Annotated in this window: 16 protein-coding genes, 1 tRNA gene and 1 pseudogene; 9 read left to right on the top strand and 9 right to left on the bottom strand. The window is 35.9% G+C overall.

Annotation, left to right across the window (positions count from 1 at the left end; translation table 11 throughout):
- Positions 1-12 precede the first annotated feature (12 nt).
- A complete protein-coding gene (locus SSOP1_RS05090; RefSeq protein ID WP_009989247.1) occupies positions 13-384 on the top strand; it encodes a DUF302 domain-containing protein in 372 nt (123 codons plus the stop codon).
- Here the strand turns inward: SSOP1_RS05090 and SSOP1_RS05085 are convergent.
- From SSOP1_RS05085 to SSOP1_RS05065, 5 genes are read right to left on the bottom strand one after another with little or no spacing between them, the layout of a single operon-like run.
- On the bottom strand, positions 370-714 hold the full coding sequence (locus SSOP1_RS05085; RefSeq protein WP_014511610.1) for a PadR family transcriptional regulator: 345 nt from the start codon (positions 712-714) through the stop codon (positions 370-372). The genes SSOP1_RS05090 and SSOP1_RS05085 overlap by 15 nt on opposite strands.
- A gap of 31 nt (positions 715-745) precedes the next feature.
- Complete coding sequence (locus SSOP1_RS05080) at positions 746-1936, bottom strand: MFS transporter (protein ID WP_009989249.1); 1191 nt, start codon at positions 1934-1936, stop codon at positions 746-748.
- Between the two features lie 38 nt (positions 1937-1974).
- Complete coding sequence (locus tag SSOP1_RS05075; protein ID WP_063492733.1) at positions 1975-3819, bottom strand: amylo-alpha-1,6-glucosidase; 1845 nt, start codon at positions 3817-3819, stop codon at positions 1975-1977.
- Positions 3820-3826: 7 nt separating this feature from the next.
- On the bottom strand, positions 3827-5695 hold the full coding sequence (locus SSOP1_RS05070; protein WP_009989251.1) for a glycoside hydrolase family 15 protein: 1869 nt from the start codon (positions 5693-5695) through the stop codon (positions 3827-3829).
- Positions 5696-5708: 13 nt separating this feature from the next.
- The gene (locus tag SSOP1_RS05065; RefSeq protein WP_009989252.1) at positions 5709-6974 is read right to left on the bottom strand and encodes a nucleotidyltransferase family protein; all 1266 of its coding nucleotides are present in this window, start codon (positions 6972-6974) and stop codon (positions 5709-5711) included.
- A gap of 37 nt (positions 6975-7011) precedes the next feature.
- Between SSOP1_RS05065 and SSOP1_RS05060 the strand changes: the two genes are divergently transcribed.
- The 6 genes from SSOP1_RS05060 to pyk all read left to right on the top strand — a co-directional run bounded on the left by SSOP1_RS05060 (position 7012) and on the right by pyk (position 13825).
- Positions 7012-8355, top strand: coding sequence for a glycoside hydrolase family 57 protein (locus tag SSOP1_RS05060; RefSeq protein ID WP_009989254.1), 1344 nt, complete (start codon positions 7012-7014; stop codon positions 8353-8355).
- Positions 8342-10042 (top strand): glycogen synthase, encoded by a 1701-nt coding sequence (locus tag SSOP1_RS05055; protein WP_009989256.1) that lies wholly within the window; start codon positions 8342-8344, stop codon positions 10040-10042. Before SSOP1_RS05060 ends, SSOP1_RS05055 begins: the two co-directional genes overlap by 14 nt.
- Before the next feature lie 9 nt (positions 10043-10051).
- The gene (locus tag SSOP1_RS05050) at positions 10052-10738 is read left to right on the top strand and encodes a hypothetical protein (protein ID WP_009989257.1); all 687 of its coding nucleotides are present in this window, start codon (positions 10052-10054) and stop codon (positions 10736-10738) included.
- On the top strand, positions 10735-11832 hold the full coding sequence (locus tag SSOP1_RS05045) for an NAD(P)/FAD-dependent oxidoreductase (protein WP_009989259.1): 1098 nt from the start codon (positions 10735-10737) through the stop codon (positions 11830-11832). Before SSOP1_RS05050 ends, SSOP1_RS05045 begins: the two co-directional genes overlap by 4 nt.
- Positions 11833-11954: 122 nt before the next feature.
- The gene (locus SSOP1_RS05040; RefSeq protein WP_009989260.1) at positions 11955-12467 is read left to right on the top strand and encodes a DUF1955 domain-containing protein; all 513 of its coding nucleotides are present in this window, start codon (positions 11955-11957) and stop codon (positions 12465-12467) included.
- Positions 12467-13825, top strand: a complete 1359-nt coding sequence (pyk, locus tag SSOP1_RS05035) for a pyruvate kinase (RefSeq protein WP_010923158.1) — start codon at positions 12467-12469, stop codon at positions 13823-13825. The genes SSOP1_RS05040 and pyk overlap by 1 nt, the downstream gene beginning before the upstream one ends.
- On the opposite strand, the pseudogene SSOP1_RS18020 reads toward pyk, so the two are convergent.
- A pseudogene (locus tag SSOP1_RS18020) lies at positions 13805-13900 on the bottom strand (YidH family protein); the annotation flags it as partial. The gene pyk and the pseudogene SSOP1_RS18020 overlap by 21 nt on opposite strands.
- Before the next feature lie 77 nt (positions 13901-13977).
- Here SSOP1_RS18020 and SSOP1_RS05030 point away from each other — a divergent pair.
- A complete protein-coding gene (locus SSOP1_RS05030; RefSeq protein WP_010923157.1) occupies positions 13978-15042 on the top strand; it encodes an ISNCY-like element ISC1217 family transposase in 1065 nt (354 codons plus the stop codon).
- Here the strand turns inward: SSOP1_RS05030 and SSOP1_RS05025 are convergent.
- Entirely contained in the window at positions 14991-15293 is a 303-nt protein-coding gene (locus tag SSOP1_RS05025) for a YidH family protein (RefSeq protein WP_014511607.1), read from the bottom strand. The genes SSOP1_RS05030 and SSOP1_RS05025 overlap by 52 nt on opposite strands.
- A 134-nt stretch (positions 15294-15427) precedes the next feature.
- Here SSOP1_RS05025 and rpiA point away from each other — a divergent pair, with 134 nt between their 5' ends.
- The gene (gene rpiA / locus SSOP1_RS05020) at positions 15428-16111 is read left to right on the top strand and encodes a ribose 5-phosphate isomerase A (protein ID WP_009992432.1); all 684 of its coding nucleotides are present in this window, start codon (positions 15428-15430) and stop codon (positions 16109-16111) included.
- Here rpiA and SSOP1_RS05015 read toward each other — a convergent pair.
- Together SSOP1_RS05015 and lysS are read right to left on the bottom strand one after the other, a co-directional pair.
- Positions 16093-16192 (bottom strand) — tRNA-Leu (locus SSOP1_RS05015). The two genes, rpiA and SSOP1_RS05015, sit on opposite strands and share 19 nt — an antisense overlap.
- Positions 16193-16240: 48 nt before the next feature.
- Positions 16241-17626: a homocitrate synthase gene (gene lysS, locus SSOP1_RS05010; protein WP_009992429.1), complete on the bottom strand. Its 1386-nt coding sequence runs from the start codon at positions 17624-17626 to the stop codon at positions 16241-16243.
- Between the last annotated feature and the right edge of the window lie 61 nt (positions 17627-17687).

Genomic DNA, 17687 nt, shown 5'->3' with positions numbered 1-17687 from the left:
TAGTCTAACTTAATGTTTAACGTTAAGGAATGTAAGCTTGGGTTTAACGAATGTGTTAAGACGCTAATCGAAAGGATAAAATCATCTGGAGCTGAAGTTTTTGCAATTATTGATCATTCCGAGAATGCAAGGAAGGTTGGGCTTAGTTTAGAGCCAACTATCGTAATTTATTTTGGAAACCCTAGTGTTGGCACATTATTGATGCTTCACAACAGACATGTAGCTTACGAATTGCCGTTAAGGTTCCTAGTCTGGAGCGAGAACAATGTTGTTAAGATTGGTTATAGGAAGCCAAGTGAGGTTGGGGAGGAGTATGATATAAGAAATAAGGAGTTGTTAGACAAGATGGATAAGTTCGTGGAGGGTTTACTATCTAATCTTTAATTTTTGGATATCCGCTATTATCTCGTCTAATACCTTTCTTACAGCTATTAGTGGTTTCTCATGTGATAGGAAGAATTTTTTTCCTTCTTCAGTTATTATGTACTTCTTTATATCATGTCCTCTCTCGTTTTTCATAACTTGCGGCTTTATTAATCCTCTTCTTTCTAAGTTCTTTAATATAACATATATTGACCCTTCTGGTAGTTTATAATCCAACTTCTCTCTTATTATCTTTTCAAGTTCATATCCATGTTTCGGTTCTTCTAAAAGCGTCTTTAAAATAAGTAATGTTATAATGCCGCCGAGAATTTTTTCCGTCTTTTTAACCACGAGAACTATATAAAATTTATGGATAAAAAATTTATCCAAATAATGGTACTTTGGTTCTCTTTGGTGGTTTAGGAATTAATGCTGTTAACGCTCCTGCGACGAAAGCCATTATGGTTACTATTTCACTTGCGAACACTAAGTTTGAAACTTGGGATACTGCTCCCACTACTATTGGACCAATAACTCCACCACCAGTAACTCCTAATCCCCAAACTAGTGAATTGGCAAAACTCGCTGAATTTCTAGGTACAAAATCTCCTACTATTGATAGCATTAGTGGGAATGCGCTGAAGTTAAAAAATCCAAATAATGATAGCAAGGCTATGTTTGGTATTTTTAGAAACAAAAGTAATGTTAAGGCAGCACCAAAGGTCGATATAGCGTAAATTAGCCTTCTCCCTACTCTATCTGATAGGAATCCTAGTATTGGTTGCCCTACTATAGCTGCTGCTAGAGCGATTGTAATTGCTTCACCTAAGTTAACGTTGTAAGAATAACCATAATTTTCTACTAATAATGTTGGAAGGAATTGTGAAATTCCTTGACCAAATATACTTCGTAGTAATGCAATGATAGTCAATAAGATTACTACAAATAATGTGCCTCTGGTACTAGTGGTATTGGAAGAGGAAGGTGTTTTATGATCCTCCTCTTTCGTGATAGAAATCTTTAGGAATATTGATGGCAATGCAGCTATTATTGATATTATACCTATTATTAACATATCTAAGGTCATATCCTTATTCAATATTGCAAATAGTGAAAGGGTTAATGTTGGGTAAATTGCCCTGCCAAGGCTACCCATTGACCCGTTTATGCCTAATGCAATACCAGCATTTCCCTTGTATGTTATTGATAGAACAGCCGCACCTATTGGGTGATAGAATGCTGATGCAAAACCAGCTATTGCCACTGAAATGAATACTAATGGCAAAAAGTGGAGTTGTATTGAGTAACCGAATGATATTAATCCAATTCCCCATAGTAATATTCCTATTCCCATTATGCTGGAATAATTGGTAAACTTGTCTGCTATCTTGGAGACTAAAGGCGAAGCTAATGCTGATATTCCGAAGAAAAATGCGCCAGATAGTATTCCGATTAGGAATTTTGATATACCAAGATACGTTATTAGGAATGTGAACGTCACTGGAAGGACCCAGCTATTTCCGTCGTTTATAAAGTGGGATAATGAAGTTAAGGTTAGTATTCTGATTTTCATAGGAATAGATTAAACTTTTACCCCTAAAAAACTTATCCCTATAGTTTGGACAAGTTAACTAGCACCCTATATACCTCTGCATTACTCCATGCTTGTGCAAAACAGCCCCTTGGCTTATATGGTGGTATATCATCAAAAATTTCCGGAATATATCCTTGGTTTTTGCTAGCATGAGCTAAAAGGGGATTGAAGTACTCTAACAAAAGTTTTAGTTCCATTATGTTGCTTTCAAGTCTTAATTTAGAATCAACATAGGCGCCTAGTAACCAAGGCCATATGGGTCCATTGTGGTAAGCTTCATCTCTACTTCTCCTATCCCCCTTATATACTGGTTTATAGTTTGGATCTTCTCTACTTAAACTACTTAATCCATATTGTCTAAGCAACTTACTTTCAATAAGTGTTAAAATCTTAGAAGCTATGCTCTTATCGTCTATTATTGGGAAAGGTAGAGAAATGGAAAATATTTGATTAGGTCTTATGCTCTTATCGGGAATGTTATCCCAGTTTATATAATCGTAAAGACCATCCTGTGAAATGAATTTTTCTGCAAACGACTTCTTTACACTTTCTGCTTTTTCAGATAAATATTCTGCTTTTTCTCCAAGTTCGTTAAGTAAGAATTCAGTTACTCTTAGTGCGTTATACCATAATGCGTTTATCTCAACTGCAGCACCTTCTCTGGGGGTTACTATCCTACTATCATATGAAGCGTCCATCCAGGTTCTAGGGGCTCCTTTATGGAAAATTAGGTTATCAACGTTATAGATTACCCCATTTCCCTTGGAATACCAGTCTATTATGTCTAGAACCTTATCTACTACCTTTCTGATGAAGTTCTTATCTCGTGAGTAAATATAAGTTTTGTAAATTGCATTTATAGCCCAGAGCGAAATATCGACACCTCTGTATACTGGTTCTCCATTATAGCTTATGAAATTGTTCGGTAGCATACCCCTTTTTTCTAGATTTAAATACTTGAGAATTATCTCTTTAGCAATATCATACTGCTTGTCAACAAGCAAAAGTCCCTCCAAAGATATGAAAGTATCTCTACCCCATTCGTCAAACCAATGATATCCTGCTATGATTGCCCAACCATCTTTCCCTTTAACTACAAAGTCTTTCCCTGCAGCCGAAAGAAGTTTTAAAATGTCATAATGTTCATTTTCTTCAACGCTTAGATCCTTTGGACGTTGATCATAATATACCGTAACCGAGATCTTATTTGAGGTTGAGACAATGCAGAAAGGATTATATAAATCTTCTATGTAGTTGTTTCCTAATTCTTGATCTAATTTATAAATAAAGTTATAGTACCAATAACCAGAATTAAAAAGCTCATACTTATCATGAATCTCAAAGTTCAAAATCCTCTTCCCCTCATATAATATGTAAATTGTATTTGGAGGATAAATCTCGTATGTAAAGAACTCATTCTGTAATTTCTTAGCTAGATGATGGCTTCTAAAGGTAATGAAGGGACATAATTTGAATTTACCCCTAGTTGCAATATAGGTGATTGTTATTGCATTATAGCCTTTATGAACTCTTAGAGTTTTTTCCACTTGCGAATAACCAAAGTCATAATGCCAAGTTATTTTGCTATTACTGTTTTTTTCAACTTTAATTAAATATTTATAACCATCTGGATAGTAGGAGCCGGGATAATAATTAGTAGACATCGAGTATGTATCGCCGTTAATAAGTAAGAAATCCTCAAACTTGGAAAGTATTAGAAATCTATGATGTGGTTGGTTTAGTGGTACTATTAGATATCCATGATAAGTTCTAGCGTTTATTCCGCATATTGTAGATGATGCATATCCTCCAGTCCTAGTTGGTAAAAGCCACTCCTCCTCACACTGGTCTAAGGGGATCATTCAAGGGTTATATATGGTTTAAGAGCTTATTAATTGCTATTATGAATTCAGCATGAGACCATACCAAAGGTGTAACTGAAGTTGGCTCAAAAGTTTCTGGATCAACTTGTTCTGGTAAAAAGCCGGTTGGTAATGCCCTATTAATTACCCATTTTATGTACTCGTTTGCCTTATTTTTATCGTTAATTGTTGCATAATATTCAGATAGCCATAATGTCGTAATTATCCAAGGGTTTGGTTGTTTTTTCCTCCTCTGATACATATCATTCTCATACCTTATTATCCCACCATTCACAGTTAATCTGCTTTCAATCTCGTTAATGGTATTTATCATGATTTTGTCATTTGCATTAACAAGACCAAAGAAGAATGGAGCATAGAGACTTGAGTCCACAGTTAGATCTTGGTTATTTTCCTCGTCTATTCTTCTAACAAATCTTCCATTATAAGTCATTCTTTTCAAAACCATTCCTTTTAATAAACCCGATGTATCACTTAAATCTTCACTTAATATTTCATCACCTACATCATAAGCTAACTTTGCTCCCTTTGTTAATGCGCCGTAAACCGTAGATACTGTGTAAATATGTATACCATACCTTTCTTCCCATAGGTCAAAAGAAGGTTTTGGCAATCCTTCTTCCATAAAAGACATCATAAATTTTAAGGCTGGCTTCACGAACTTCTTATATAATGGAAGTATTTCGTCAATATCTTCATATTTTTCGTAATGACTAGCTATTGCCCATACTTCTAATGCCGTCTCATCCTCTTGAATTGGGTATATCCTTTTACCTTTATAATACCAAGGATGCCAAGAACTAGCTAGAGTTGTATTTGGATTATATTTATGATATAGGAAGCCTTCAGAATTTGCAATATTAGAAATGAACTGGAAGTGTTTTAATGCTAGTTCCTTATAGCCAGCTAGATCTAGAGCATAAGCTGCAATTGCCGCATCTCTAGGCCAACAATACTGATATGAGTCCCCATAAATCTTGACGAAGGAGAAGTCTGAGGAAGCTATTATTGACCCGTTAACGTCCATGTGATTTCTTATCACAAAAAGACTCACATCATAGACTCTCTTAATATCCTGCATTAAATTATTTCTGAAGAGTTTATTTTTCTTTAACCAATTCCGCCAAAACATATAGGTTAACGTAAACGATGTCTCTACGTTTGCAAAGTTTATTTTCCTTATTTTTTGCCTTAAGCCTTCCAAGTTTCTATCTGCGACTATTACGTAGTATAATTTCAAATAGGAATTAGGATCTATATTTATCTCTATACCCATACTTGAATTTACATCACCATTTTCTATACCATTAAGTCCTAAATTGCCATCATAAATATCTCCAATTAAGTCACCTTTGCCTATGTTATACTCAGAAAGTGTCGATACCGTGGTAAACACTTTAAAGGCTAAATATCGTTTAGACTTATAATGTATAATTGAAAGGGATAGGGGATCATAGAATGCAGTGTCCCCAAAAGGGTTTGAATATAAATTTATATCATGTATAAAAAATACTTTTATATTTCTGCTATTATTTTCGTTATTTGCTATTTTTACAATAGACATATATATCGGATCATCAGAATCTAGAAAGTTATAAGAGAGAAGAGAAAGTCCTAACTCCTTAACATCACTCCTAATCTCAACCATATTAGCTTCATCTATATATAATACAGTAGTTTCCCAATCCTCATCTAGAGATGCCACTTTCTTATCTTTGTCCCAAATAGCTAACCTAATTGGGTTTCCAGAAGTCTGGTTCTCCATTCCTATATAAGGATAATAAATATCGACTATTCTTCCTTTCTCATCAAAGTTTATCAGCATTCTGCCATTTCCTATGGAGGAAACTCTCATGGTGAAATGCCTTTCATGTCAATATTGTATCATGAATTCTACTCCCGGCATTTATAAACTTGTGTGGGTAAATTCTGGAATTTATAATCTCGGTACCTTCTCCTACTATTACATCGTCAGCAATTACACTATTTATTATTCTAACTGGCTTCTCATTATTTGACCTTATCTCGACGTGCCTAGCTATTATCGAATTTTCAATATGCACATTATCTCCAATATAGCCTCTATCCATAATTGCACTTCTTACTATCTTTACACCCTTCCCAATCATTGTAAAATTGTCTATATTAGACTCCTCTATATATGTATCGTCACCTATTTGACAATGCCTACCGATAAGTGCATCGCCCTCAATCTTTATGAGTCCTTTCTTGAATTTTCTCTGTATCTCTCTTCTTCTCTTCCTTGAGTCTGGGCTTGTTCCTTGTACAAATATACGTCTATTAGGATCTATTCTTATTCCACCTATTTCAGAATCTGACAATGTGTGCAGTAGCGTAACCATTGCGTCCAAATAACGCTCTGGAGTACCTATATCAAACCATATTTCCTTCATGGGATATCCGTAAACTGGATAACCTTTATTTATCAAGTATGGAATTATATCCTTTCCAAAATCCATTTTGCCCATTTTGTACATTTCCTTCACGTCATTACTCTTGAATATCTTTCTTATTTCAGGGGACAAGATGTAAATCCCAGTATTTATTAAATCTGATGGTGCGTCCTCTCTTCTTTTTGGCTTCTCAACAAATTTTCTTATTGCTAAATCTCCAGTGGTATCAGCTACGCCAAATTCGCTTAAGTCTCCTTCATACTTCTTTAGCACTATGGTCATAAGCGAACTTTTGGATTCATGAAATTCCAATGCTTTCGTTATATCTAATTTGAATATATTATCGCCTTGCACTACTACAATTGGTTCATTAATGTCATAATATTCAATATTTATTCTTACAGAGTCAGCGTTACCTATACTATCTACTCTCGGTTGATACTTAAAGTGAACTCTTGGCTTAATCTTGTATCTTGCCGAAAAACCAATACCCTCCTTGAATAAGTCAAACAAAGACCTATAATTTACATACCCTTTTACACCAAAGATAAATTCCTTAATACCTTGTTTAGCTAACTCTAAAATTGTATATTCAATAAGCGGTCTATTAAGTAATCTAACAGCTGCTTTAGATGTTTCTATTGTTAAGGGTCTTAGTCTAGTAGCCTCACCCCCTATGGGAATTATAACTTTTACATCTGATATATCCCACTTTGTCATCAAATAATATTTATGAATGTGTAACTTATAAAAAGATATGAAAAGAGTAATAGTAGGATTTGAAGTTCACCAACCATTCAGGATTAGAAGAGATTTCTTCTGGAACCCGCGATTTAGACAAAAGCTAGAGGATAGATTTTTCGATACTGAGAGAAATAAAGAGATATTTGAGAGAATAAAGAAGAACTGCTACATCCCTGCAACAAACATAATACTAAGCTCTATTGAAAGAGCCGAAGAAGAAGGAAATAACGTTAAATACTTCTTTTCAATTTCAGGGACTTTCTTAGAGCAAGCGGAGAGATGGGGAAGAGAGGTAATAGAATTATTTCAACAATTGGCATATACACATAAAGTTGAATTTCTAGCGCAAACCTATTATCATTCTGTAACCAGCCTTTGGGAGGATAAAAGTGAATGGAAAGAGCAAGTTAAGATGCATAAGGATACGATAAAGTCTTATTTTGGACAATATCCTACCACTTTTGAAAATACTGAATTAATTACTAAAAAGGATATTGTAGAAGAAGTTGAAAAAATGGGCTTTAAGATGATGTTAAGTGAGGGAACTAATAGAAATTTAAATGGACGAAGTCCAAATTACGTCTATAAATTGAAGGGACATGAGATTAGAATGTTGTTTAGGAATTATACGTTAAGTGATGATATAGCCTTCAGATTTTCTAATCCAAATTGGGATCAATATCCGTTAACAGCTTCCAAGTATGCTGATTGGATAAGTAGAAGTGAGGGAAATGTAGGATTAATATTCGTAGATTACGAGACTTTTGGAGAACACCACAGAGAACAAACTGGAATTTTAGAATTTCTTAAATGGTTACCAATAGAGCTTAACAGTAAAGGAGTTGAAATGATGATGCCAAAGGAAGTTTACAATGACGTCTATGATGAAATAGAAATTGCTCATACTACCTCGTGGGCTGATATAGAAAAAGATGAGAAAAGTTGGTTGGGAAATATAATGCAATGGGCTTACGATGATGCGGTTAGAAGGGCTGAGATGCCCTCAAGGGAATTGGGTAATGAGTATTTAAGGGTCTGGAGATATTTTACTACAAGCGATAATTACTATTATCTTTATTTAGGGCATGGGAGTCCAGCTGAAGTACATTCCTATTTTAACGCCTTTGGATCCCCTATAGATGCGTTTATAAATGAATTTTATGCAATATCGACATTTATACATGAAGAAATAAGTAAATTAAATATTAAGAATGAGCCTTATATATTCATATTAGGAGATAAGAGAGCGTCGATAGCTTGGAATGAAAAAGAGTTCATGGAAATTGTAATGAGAGATGAAAGGTTTAAAACTCATTTGAAAAACTTAAGGCTGTGGTTAGGAAATGAAAAGGATTGAATCATTGTGGTTACCTGAGGACATTAAAAAAGTGTGGATGATAACATTTGAATTGCAAAAGATAGCAAGTGTTGGAGGATTAGGAAATGCTGTATATAACATAGCTAAACATCTAGCTGAAAAGGGAGTAGATATTACGGTTTTCTTGCCATCTCATGGAAGGCATCTAAATGAATATTATAGGTCTCTCTTAAGTTTAAGACATATTGACATGATCGTTGAGGGAAGAAGAAAGGGTATAGATAATAACTATTATAATTATAAAATAGGATTTGAAGAAGGAAAAATAGATAATTTCAAGGTAATTTTGGTAAAAGGATTAGATTATAACACTGGTAGGGTATTAGATTCATGGAATATCTATGATAACACAATGGAGAAAATTTCGCTATTAACAAGAGGATTAGAGGGGTTCACTTTAGGCAATCTATCTAACCTTCCAGATATAATCCATGCACAAGATTGGCACGCCGTAATTCCCGCAGTTAGGATAAAACAACTCTTGGAAGAGAGACGAATAATCGTCCCATTTATTTACACTATTCACTTACTGAATTACATTGGTGTACCTTGGCACTACGCTTCTCAAGACTGGTCTGGAATTGAGGATTGTTGGCATTATATTTGGATGGTAGCTAAGCATGAATTATATAAATATTCATATGTATGGGATGTGTTGTCAGGTGGAAAAATTGAGAAATTTGGTTGTTACGAGGCTGATATGGTGAGTAGTGTAAGTTACAGTTATTTAAGTTTTGACGTATTTAATTTTGTAGGAAATTGGGTAGCCAATAAATCATGTGTAACGTATAATGGTACGGATTGGGATGTGGAAGAGATCCAAAATAAGGCTGTTACAATGTATGGAACTAAGGACAGAAGGGAGTTAAGGAGAAGGCTACTTTCATCTCTGCACTCCCTAAGGGTTATTCCAGAGGATTACACTACCGGCAATATGCTATGGAATAATAGAAATAGACTAGGATTAAGAGATGATTGGACTTACGACGATTTAGGGGAAGGACCCCTTGTTCTATTCACTGGGAGATTAGTATATCAAAAAGGTGTAGATTTACTTTTAAGGGCTATGAAAACAGTTGTGAATGAGATAAATAATGCTAGGCTCTTAATTTTTGGGCTACCGTCTGGGGATTACAACTTACTTTGGGATATTATAGAGAGGGCTTCAGAAATTAAGGATAATATTAGGTTAATAGTGGGTAGAATGGATTTAGATTTATATAAATTGTTTCACTACGTATCTTCAGTCTTCGTCATTCCATCTAGATGGGAACCATTTGGCATAAATTCAATTGAGGCTATGGCTATGGGGTTGCCAGTAATTGCCTATAGCGTAGGGGGTTTAAGAGAAACAGTCGTTGACATTAGGGAGGATAAGAATAATGCCACAGGTCTCTTAATTAAGCCTGAAAGTATAGACGAATTAGCTAGAGCCATAAGGATTGCATTATATTTGTCAGAGGCTTCTGAGCTAAATAAAAGCGATTTGTTATATAAGGCGAGTGAGGTTAAAGTAGATGATACGAGATACTGGGATAAGGTACGTGAAAATGCAATAACTAGGGTTAAGAGTAGATTTAGATGGGATGCAGTGATAAACTCCTTAACTGAGTGTTATAGAAAGACTCTCGATATGGCTAAATATAGGGCTTTAGCCTCTTTTTGAGGAGATATCATGAATATAAAGAACGCATTGGAAAGAAAGGACGTCAAATATCTGATAAGGAATATAAGAAGTTTACTCAACTTGCTAAAAAGTAAAGATGGATTAGAAAGAGAAGTTGGATGGAAAGCTATAGATTTCTTAATTGAGACTGGGAATGTTAATGAACTAGAACAGTATAGGAATTATTTAAGATCACTATTGTGGCATAGATTGCAAGGAGTTAGAGACGATGCTTGGAAACACTTACATGTGTATAAGATCTTACAGACAAAGGGGATTGAGAGAGCATTGACAGCACAATCAGACAAGATAAAATGGTCTGCTTGGAGTAATGTGCTAAAGTTAATCCAACTAGAGATAGTTCCAAAAGAACATATCAGAAGCACGAGATACGCCTACTGGAGATTATTAAGAAGTATTTATCCCACTATTAGGAAAAAAGCTTGGAGACTGTTTGTTAAATTAGTACATGAAGGGATATTTGACTCCTCAGATAAGGATAGGTTTTCAGAATTTCTAAAAAGTAAAAAAGCCAACGTTAGAATACTGGCTTGGAGGATAGCTTTTATGCTAGTTAAGGAAAATTTCATCAGTTTAGACGAGTTAAAGGCGAATATTAGATATTTAGAAGAACTAACTATGCAACAAAGTAAAGTTAAAAAAGTTGCTGAGAAATTAATTAAAGAGTTAACTTGAAAGTTGGGATTGTAGGAGGAGGGATAGTAGGTTTATTTACTGCTTACTACCTAGCTAAGGAAGGGATAAAAGACATTATAATATATGAAAAAGGCTTCCTAGGAGCTGGTTCCATACACGCTGCAGGCTTAATAGAGCCTTATAGGTTTGATAAAATAAATACCCTTAGCATGATTAAAAAGATGTTAAAATATAAAATGAATGGAAGTACGGATATAAAGGAAGTTGATAAACTCTGGTTAGTAGAGCTTATTAAGAATCTGGAAAAGGACCCTCCGGGAGAAGCTTGGGATACAATGAGGGAGATGGCTAAGTTTTCCTTATCAGAATATAAGAGAATTGCTGAGGAAAAGAATGATTTCGATTATCACGAAGACGGTCTTCTTGAACTATATTACAATTCTAAAGAGTTTGAAAGTGGAATAGAGGATGAGAAGAAAAGCCCATTTAATCCTAAGTTTGAAATTGAGGAGATCAAGGGTTTTGCGGGTGGATTATTCTTTCCAGAGCTAAGTAGAATCTCTACCGAAAAATTTATTGATAGAATTTCAAGAGAAATTGTCAGCAATATAAAGGTTAAAAATGAAGAGGTTATCAAAGTATCTGATGAGGGATATATAGATGGGGAAAAATACGATTTAGTAGTAGTAGCAGCTGGGATTTGGTCTAGAATCCTAAAAATCCCACTAACTGCGTTCAAGGGTTATGGATATAGAGTCAAAGGTGTTAGTAAGTTAAATCGTGCAGCGGTTATTGTTGATTATGGTCTAGCTATCTCACCGTTAAGTGACCATATAAAGATAACCGGAGGGTTCGATGCAGACTTTTCCATTGACTCTAAAAGAGCAGAAGATTTTCTAAAAAAAGCAGAAGAGCTAGTTGATATCCAATACATAATCGATTTAAACATGGGTTTTAGACCATGCTCACCAGACGGTTTTCCAGTAATAGGGAAGAGAAATAATTTAGTATTAGTTACAGGAGCATGCAGATTAGGATGGAGTTATGGACCAGCTATGGGGAGATATGCTACTGATTTAGCCCTAGGTAAAGCGAAAGATCTTGGTTATATTTCACGGTACTATCACGAATAACTACTGAATGTGCTAAATCAATAATGTTTGAGATAAAGAAAAACTCCCATGTAATTTTAATGTAATCTAAAAGAAGTGATCTAAAGAAATAATTTAAACTATTAATACGTAGAGTATTATTGATGAGCGAGAGCCAAGAACTAAGAAGAAAATTAATTGAAGCCAAAAGGCTAATATTAGATGGTTTCGTCGAACAAGGAATTGAATTACTCTCTAAGACTATATCACCAGAAAACATCAAAGAGTCGAATTGGATTATATGCAATATAATAGATACAGCAAATTGCGATGCAGTCGTAAAGACCCTAGATTCCATAGGAAAAATATTTGATATATCCCCTTGTGCCAATATAAAGAGAGTAGTTTACTGTTATGCGTTAATGAATAAGATGAGTGAATACGTTGATCTGGCGCTAGACGTCATAGTTAAGGCAAATAAAAAGGATTCATTAGACAAGCTATACAATGATTTGAAAAATGAAAAAATTAATCCAGAATTCTTATTAAAGATAGGAACGGCATATAAGAAACTAAATGCAGTTAGAGAAAGTAATGAAGTCCTAAGGAAGGCATGCGAAAATGGAGTAAAAGAGGCATGCGAAAACATTAAAGAAATAGCTAGTAAGATTATGTAATGAGAAAGACTAAAATAGTTGCTACTTTAGGTCCTTCCTCAGAGGAAAAAGTAAAAGAACTGGCAGAATACGTTGATGTTTTTAGAATAAATTTTGCACATGGAGACGAAACATCTCATAGGAAGTATTTTGATCTTATTAGAACATATGCACCGGAATCTAGTATTATAGTAGATTTGCCAGGGCCTAAGTTGAGACTAGGAGAACTCAAAGAACCAATAGAGGTGAAGAAAGGAGATAAGATAGTTTTCTCTCAAAAAGATGGAATTCCAGTTGATGATGAGTTATTTTATTCGGCTGTAAAAGAAAACTCGGATATCTTAATTGCAGACGGAACAATACGTGTGAGGGTTAAGTCAAAAGCTAAGGATAGAGTAGAGGGAACCGTAATAGAGGGTGGAATTTTATTATCGAGAAAAGGAATAAATATTCCTAATGTCAATCTAAAATCTGGGATAACGGACAACGATTTAAAACTTTTAAAAAGAGCTTTAGATCTGGGAGCAGATTATATAGGACTCTCTTTTGTAATAAGTGAGAATGATGTAAAGAAGGTAAAGGAATTTGTAGGTGATGAAGCTTGGGTTATCGCGAAGATAGAAAAAAGTGAGGCATTAAAGAACTTAACCAATATCGTTAATGAATCGGATGGAATAATGGTAGCCAGAGGCGATTTGGGGGTTGAGACTGGCTTAGAAAATCTGCCTTTAATTCAAAGGAGAATAGTAAGGACTTCAAGAGTATTTGGCAAACCCGTCATTTTAGCAACTCAAGTATTAACTTCGATGATAAACAGCCCTATACCTACCAGAGCTGAGATTATAGATATTTCTAACTCGATTATGCAGGGAGTGGACTCTATAATGTTAAGCGATGAAACAGCCATAGGCAATTATCCAGTTGAAAGCGTAAGAACTCTTCATAATATCATAAGTAATGTAGAAAAGAGTGTAAAACATAGACCAATCGGACCACTAAATAGTGAGAGTGATGCGATAGCTCTAGCTGCTGTAAATGCAAGTAAAGTATCTAAGGCAGATGTAATAGTAGTGTATAGTAGATCAGGTAATTCAATATTGCGCGTATCGAGACTGAGACCTGAACGTAACATAATAGGAGTCTCTCCTGATCCTAGACTAGCTAAAAAGTTTAAGCTTTGTTATGGTGTAATACCCATTAGTATAAACAAAAAGATGCAGTCCATAGACGAGATAATAGACGTCTCAGCCAAGCTAATGCAGGAAAAAATAAAGGACTTAAAATTTAAAAAAATCGTTATAGTAGGAGGGGATCCTAAACAAGAAGCGGGGAAGACTAACTTCGTTATAGTTAAGACACTAGAACAACAAAAGAAATGATAAAATTATTGCAAATGCTATAATTATAACAGAAAAGATCGTATTCTCAGTCTTTTTTGGTCTTATAGAACCTCTCTTAGCATTTATCGGAAAATCCTGGCAGTTCAAGAGGCCCATAAAAACTTTTTAAAATTAGAACCTTTAATTTTGGTATGACCAAAGAATTGACGAGGGAGGAGTACTATAAGGCATTGGAAAAGGCAGTTAACGAGGTCATACTATCCATGACTGGAACGAGGAAGGACGTTGCCAAGAGGCTCGTCCTGGGGGCGGTCGTGGGAAGAAATGCTACCGAAATAGCTCAAGAGGCCGAGATGGACTACGAGACCGTGTTGAATAACTTAGACAAAGCAGCTCAGGCCAAACTAATCGAGGTCGTGAAGAAGTTAGTCGGGGATCATCCTGTCCTTCTCATAGTGGACGACACCCACGACCACAAGCTCTACGCTAGGGCCATGCCGGTCTCCAGAAACGGGGCGCAGATCTTCTACTGTAGATCACACAAGAGGTTCGAACCCGCGATTCAACTCCTTGTGATTGGCGTCAAGGATCTGGTGAACAACCAGATCTACGTGATCCACATAATTGCCTACATACCCCGAAAGGTGGAAGAGGAGCTCAAGCGTAGGGGTGAGGAGGTGAAGTTCAAGACCAAGATAGATGCCCTCTTGGAGTTTCTCTCCTCCCTCTCAGGTTTGAATGTAAAAGCTAAGGTCTTCGACTCATGGTACGTGAACTCGAGGACTCTCCAAGGGAATACTGTGGGGGAACTCAAGTCCAGCGCGCGGGTCGTCGAGGGTGGCAGATCCGTACCCGTTAGCGAGTTCCCCCAAGGGGAGTACCTGGTAGAGTACTTGGGTACTCCCATAAAGTTACTTGTTATAGATGATTATAAGGGTTACGGGAGGAGGTATTTCTTCTCCACCGACCTTAACGACACGGCTGAAGATATTATAACAACCTGGGAGAACCGTTGGGACATCGAGGTCTTGATTAGAGAGCTCAAGGCCTTGGGACTCGAGGGTGGGTCCTTCTTGACCTGGGTTAGGAACTCAGGCTTCGTGGCCTTGAAGGCTCTCTCCCTCCTCGTTGTCCAATACTTCAAGTACTCCACGGGTCTGGTGCTCGGGGCCAAAAGGTTGGCCAGATTGATAAAAAGTATTTATCACGAGGTGGGTGGGATCAAAAAACTGTTCAAGAGGAGGAGAAAACCGTAAAGTGCTACTCTCTCTAAATCCTTTTCGTAAGCTAAATAAGCATATAAACCATAAAGTATCGTTATTACACCTAAAATTATCATAACCTCACCGTAAATTACTGATATAGATTGAGTAGTACTGGTCGGCTTTAGGATATGTAAAAAGAGTACGAATTTAGCTATGACAAAACCGAAACCTATTAGGGCAATCCCAGTCCTTATCCACGCTAATAAGGTTCTTTCATTTGCTAAATGATCTGAGTTTGACATATTTTAACACCCTAAGGTTAAATACCTTTGAATATAATTTGTTTATAAATGATGAGCTTCCAGGCTTAGATCGGTGAAGAGGGATGTGCAAACGCTGAGTTAGGTTTTATATTTACTTTACTAACCATATACTCGTGGATCCAAAGGAATTACTAGCAACGTATACTTTGAACTATCTAAGAGGAAAAAAGATAATAGGCGTTGGTACTGGAAAAACTGTTAAGAAATTGATAGAAGTTTTAAGTAGTGAAGAAAATCTTAAAGAAAGCTCATTATTTGTTGCGAGCTCTATCGATACTGAAATCGAATTAAGTAAGCGCGGTTTTAAAGTACTTTCCCTTTTCTCCGCTATTCAACCAGAAATTTACGTCGATAGCTTCGATATAGTTACCAAAGACGGTATTATGATAAAGGGTGGAGGAGGTGCCTTGCTTAGGGAAAAACTTTTGGCATACTTTTCTAAATACAGAATTTTTATAGGAGAATCTACTAAACTAAAAGACACTAAAGTGATTGATATTCCAATTGAGGTCATAAGCGTTGGAGTAAGTTATGTCAAATACAAATTAGAGAAAATGGGATTTACCGTGAAAATAAGGGAGGGAAGCGGTAAAATGGGGCCAATTATTTCAGATAATGGAAATGTGATTTTGGACGTTTCTGTTAAAACTGAAAATCTATGCGAGTTTGACAGAATGATAAAGAATATACCATCAATAGTAGAAACTGGAATTTTCTGCAAGGAATTATATAATAAGATCATATTGGCTAATGAACAAGGTAGAATTGAAGAAATGGATGCGGGGGACGGGATTTGAACCCGCGAAGGCCTTCGCCAGCGGATCTCTCACTTAAGGGGTCTTGAGTCCGCCCCCTTTGACCAGCTCGGGCACCCCCGCACATTTTAAATATAAACTCGTTTTCCTTAAAAAGTTTTAGAAGGGAATTTACATTTTCTTAAGGACTAATGATGTTAATGTTGATCTCACACCTTTAGTTGCTCTTATACTTTCGATTATCTGGTTTAATTCATTAGAGTCCTTAGCTTGAACCTTGACCAGTATGTCATAATCTCCTGAAATTTCCATAACCTCTTTAACGCCATTAATAACTGATAAACGACGAGTTACTGATGTGGTATAAACGTTAGAATCACACTTAACTGAAATTAACGCTTCTATTTGCTCAGGTGGTCTTGGCTTCAAAACTCTTCCGGTAACTTCTTCAGCTAACTCTAGTAAATCCACATCTCTGTAAAATCTTATAGTCGTATTTGACTTAATTTTAGCTAAAATCTGATCCATTTCAGCCTCACTGATTTTCACACCTAGTTTTTCATATTTATCTCTTAACGCATGCTTTCCTGTATATTTATCAATAGTGTAATCTCTTGTTCTACCAAACGTCTCTGGAGGCATAAATTCATATGTTCTAGGATCACTCAACACACCCGCAACATGAACTCCTGCCTTATGCAAAAAAGCGTAATCCCCAGTTATGGGATAATTAGGTGGCATCGGAATTCCACTGTACTTTTCAATTAAACTGGAAACGTACTGTAATTTATCTAGTTTAACTACTTCTATACCAAAATGATACTTAATAGCTGCTACGATTTGTTGCAAAGGTACTATACCAACCCTCTCTCCAAGCCCATTAACCGTTGCATGAACAATCGTAGCTCCACCTTCTACTGCAGCCAATGCATTTGCTACTGCTAGACCTAAGTCATTGTGAGCGTGAATATCATACTCCAAGTTTGGAACTTCCCTTATTAACGCGCTAAATAATTCCTTGGTTTTTGATGGATATAATATGCCTACAGTATCAGCTATACTAACCCTATCCGCACCTGCATCTCTAGCCGTTCTCGATACTGTAACTAAGAAGTCAAAGTCTGTCCTTGAACCATCTTCTGCGGTAAATCTGACTTTTACGCCGTGACTCCTAGCGTAACTAATTGTCTCAGCTATTACCCTTAAAGCCTCTTCTCTTGTTGCTTTATGTTTCGCCTTTAGATGTATATCACTTACGCCGTAAAATATTGCTATCCTATCTACCTCTAATTCTGCTGCAATTTCTATATCTCTTTTTACGGCTCTACTGTGTCCTACAATTTCTGATGTTATAATACCCTCTTTTTTCAATTTGACTATTCTTTTTATCCCTTCGTAAATATCTGGAGATACAGCCGGATGACCGGCTTCTATCATAGATACTCCTAAATCGGATAGAGCCTTAGCTATCTCTACTCTTTGGTCTACAGTAAATATTACTCCAGGAGTTTGTTCTCCTTCTCTTAACGTCGAATCTAAAATACCTACTTTTATCATACAAGTGAGAATTAAGGTAAAGGATATATAATGAATTCGGTAAAGAAAGGTTCGACATACG

Source organism: Saccharolobus solfataricus, from assembly GCF_900079115.1.
Lineage (GTDB): Archaea > Thermoproteota > Thermoprotei_A > Sulfolobales > Sulfolobaceae > Saccharolobus > Saccharolobus solfataricus.
This window is presented reverse-complemented; position numbering and strand designations above follow the sequence as displayed.